3 protein-coding genes are annotated in these 3605 nt (G+C 66.2%); 2 read left to right on the top strand and 1 reads right to left on the bottom strand.

Annotated elements, in window-relative coordinates:
* Positions 1-115 precede the first annotated feature (115 nt).
* Positions 116-1249, top strand: a complete 1134-nt coding sequence (gene dnaJ / locus AC1VAN_RS15180) for a molecular chaperone DnaJ (protein ID WP_025878872.1) — start codon at positions 116-118, stop codon at positions 1247-1249.
* Between the two features lie 99 nt (positions 1250-1348).
* Here dnaJ and AC1VAN_RS15175 read toward each other — a convergent pair whose 3' ends face one another.
* The gene (locus tag AC1VAN_RS15175) at positions 1349-2146 is read right to left on the bottom strand and encodes an AraC family transcriptional regulator (RefSeq protein WP_032977641.1); all 798 of its coding nucleotides are present in this window, start codon (positions 2144-2146) and stop codon (positions 1349-1351) included.
* Positions 2147-2219: 73 nt separating this feature from the next.
* Here AC1VAN_RS15175 and AC1VAN_RS15170 point away from each other — a divergent pair, with 73 nt between their 5' ends.
* Positions 2220-3419: an MFS transporter gene (locus AC1VAN_RS15170; RefSeq protein WP_480986111.1), complete on the top strand. Its 1200-nt coding sequence runs from the start codon at positions 2220-2222 to the stop codon at positions 3417-3419.
* The last annotated feature ends 186 nt before the right edge of the window (positions 3420-3605 follow it).

Here is a 3605-nt window from a genome sequence, read left to right as displayed (position 1 = left end):
GTCGTACCAGGGTCCTGACCGCCCTCTGGCGTGTCGGGGCGCCCGACGCAAGAGCGGACCTGGTTCCGCTCTTCCGCTTTGACGAATCCCGACTTTCCGGAATGCGATCCACGATATGAGCAAGCGCGATTACTACGAAGTGCTGGGCGTTGCCCGCACCGCCACCGACGAAGAACTGAAGAAGTCCTACCGCCGTTGCGCGATGAAGTTCCACCCGGACCGCAACCCGGGCGATGCGGCGGCCGAAGCCTCCTTCAAGGAGTGCAAGGAAGCCTACGAAGTCCTGTCCGACGGCAACAAGCGCCGCATGTACGACAGCCATGGCCATGCCGCGTTCGAACACGGCATGGGCGGTGGTGGCGGTGGTCCGGGCGGCCCGGACATGAACGATATTTTCGGCGACATCTTCGGCAACATCTTTGGTGGTGCCGGCGGTGGTGGCCCGCGCCAGGCGCGTCGCGGCGCCGACATCGGTTACGTGATGGAGCTGGACCTGGAAGAAGCGGTGCGTGGCGTCGAGCGCCGCATCGAGATTCCGACCCTGGCCGAATGCGGCGACTGCGATGGCAGCGGCTCGGAAGACGGCAAGGTCGAGACCTGCAACGTCTGCCATGGTCGTGGCCAGGTGCGCATCCAGCGCGGCATCTTCGCCATGCAGCAGGCCTGCCACAACTGTGGTGGCCGTGGCCAGATCATCGCCAAGCCCTGCAAGACCTGCCACGGCAACGGCCGTGTCGAAGAAGACAAGGTGCTGTCGGTGAAGGTGCCGGCGGGCGTGGATACCGGCGACCGCATCCGCCTGGCGGGTGAGGGCGAGGCCGGCCCTGCGGGGACGCCACCGGGCGATCTGTACGTGGAAGTGCGCGTGCGCGAGCACCACATCTTCCAGCGCGACGGTGACGACCTGCACTGCGAAGTGCCGATCCGCATTTCGCAGGCCGCACTGGGCGATACCGTGCGCGTGGCCACCCTCGGTGGCGAAGCGGAAATCCGTATCCCGGCCGAGACCCAGACCGGCAAGCTGTTCCGCCTGCGCGGCAAGGGCGTGCGTTCGGTGCGCAGCCGCAGCGAGGGTGACCTGTACTGCCGCGTGGTAGTGGAGACGCCGGTCAACCTCACCAGCGACCAGCGCAAGCTGCTGGAGCAGTTTGAAGCCACCTTCAACGGCGAGGATGCGCGCAAGCATTCGCCGAAGTCGGCGACCTTCATCGACGGCGTCAAGGGCTTCTGGGATCGGATGACGTCCTGATCCCTTGAGGGAAATGTTGAACGACAGCGCCGGGCCATGCCCGGCGTTTTCGTTTCCGGCGCAGCAGATCCGCGCCATGTGTGGACGCGGTGCAACGGATCAACGGAAAAATGCCGCCGGCGTCTGCCCCAGCTGCCGCTTGAACATGCTGGTGAACGCACTGGGGCTGTCATAGCCCATCGCCAGCGCAACATCGATCACCTTCTCGCCGCGGGCCAGCCGTTCCATCGCGGCCAGCAGGCGCGCCTGCTGCCGCCACTGGCCGAAGGTCATGCCCAGTTCGCTGGCGAAGTGGCGCTGGATGGTTTTCACGTCGATCGCCAACGCCTGCGCCCAGTCCTGCAGGGTCGCCTCGTCGCCGGGATGTTTCTGGATGTGCTGGCAGATCCTGTGCAGGCGCGGGTCGACGGGCTCGGGCAGGTGCAACGGCAGTACGTCCATGCGGCGCAGTTCGTCGAGCATCAGCCGCACCACGCGGCCATCGCGGCTGTCTTCTTCATGCGGCCCGTCGATCAGGATGGCTGCCTGCAGCAGTTCGCGCAGCAGGGGGGCCACCTGCACGGCRAAGGGCTCGGCGGGCAGCTGCGGGGCGAATGACGGTTCGATATACAGGCTGCGCATGTGCACCTCGGCGATGCAGTCCACCGCATGCGCCATGCCCGCCGGCATCCAGATGGCGCGGGTGGAGGGCACCACCCAGCGGCCGACCTCCGAGCGCACCACCATCAGCCCGGACATGGAATAGACCAGCTGGTGCCGCCGGTGCTTGTGCGCCGCGATGTGGGTGCCGGCGCGGTAGTCGCGTGCGCGGCAGGTGACCGGGCGATGCACCGGCACCTCGTTCCACGGCGCGGTTTCGCGGATGGGGCAGAGGGTGTCCTTTTTGCGATAGGCCATGACCAGAACGCGGCAGAAGGGAGCGGATGCCCACCGTAGCATGCACAGCTCGCCCCCATCCTGACCGTGCGCAATGTCGACTCTGGCTTCTCCCGCCGTATCCGCCCGCCCCGTATCGCCCGGAGTGCTGGCGGCAATCTCCAGCTCGCACATGGTCAACGACATGATGCAGTCGCTGATCCTGGCSATCTATCCGRTSMTCAAGRGCGGCTTCAATCTCAGCTTYRCSCAGATCGGCCTGATCACGCTGACCTAYCAGMTCACSGCCTCGATCTTCCAGCCGCTGGTCGGCCTTGCCACCGACCGCCGGCCGGYCCCGTACTCACTGCCGATCGGCATGGCCTCGACCTTGTGCGGCATGCTGCTGCTCGGCTTTGCGCCCAACTACGGGATGGTGCTGCTGGCCGCCGCGCTGGTCGGTATCGGTTCGGCCATCTTCCATCCGGAAGCCTCGCGCATCGCACGCCTCGCCTCCGGCGGCCGTCATGGCCTGGCGCAGTCGGTATTCCAGGTGGGAGGCAACTTCGGCACGGCGCTGGGGCCGCTGATCGCCGCAGCGGTGATCGTGCCCTATGGCCAGCATTCCGCATCGTGGTTTGCCGGTGCAGCGTTGATCGGCATTGCCCTGCTGACCTATGTCGGTCGCTGGTACTCGCTGCATCTGGGCGCGCCCCGGCCAGCAGCGCATGGTGTGACTGCCGCGCGCCATCTGCCGCGCACGATCGCCCGGGTGCTGGCCATCCTGCTGGTGCTGATCTTCAGCAAGTACTTCTACATGGCCAGCATCGACAGCTACTTCACCTTCTACCTGATGCATCATTTCGGCATTCCGGTGGCGCAGGCGCAGCTGCATCTGTTCGCCTTCCTCGTGGCGTCCGCCGCGGGTGGATTCTTCGGCGGGCCGCTGGGCGATCGTATCGGTCGCAAGCCGATCATCTGGGCCTCGATCCTGGGCGTGGCACCGTTCGCGCTGATGCTGCCGCATGCCGACCTGCTGTGGACGACGGTGCTGGCGGTGCTGATCGGCTTCGTGCTGTCTTCGGCCTTCTCCGCGATCGTGGTCTATGCGCAGGAAATGATGCCGCACCGCATTGGCATGGTGTCCGGGTTGTTCTTTGGCTTTGCCTTCGGCATGGGCGGCCTCGGCGCAGCGGTGCTCGGTCTGCTGGCTGACAAAACCAGCATCGAATTCGTCTACCAGCTGACCGCGTTCCTGCCGTTGCTGGGCATCGTCGCGGCCTGGCTGCCGCCGTCCAGGCCTGCTGCGCACTGAGGGGTGTTCTTCGGCAGGGCTGCGCCCTGCACCTGCAGATGCCAGAGCAACGGCAACGGCAACGGCAAAAGCGTGCATTTCGTGGGATGGCGGGGTGGGTCCGGTTGCGGGGGACGCCGTGAATCCATCCCTGGAGGCTTGGCCGCGGCATCCATGCCGCGGACACCCCCGCAACCAGACCCACCC

Source organism: Stenotrophomonas sp. 05L44_2 (genome assembly GCF_056665995.1).
The sequence above is the reverse complement of the archived record's forward strand: the minus strand, read 5'-3'. Positions and strand labels throughout refer to the sequence as shown.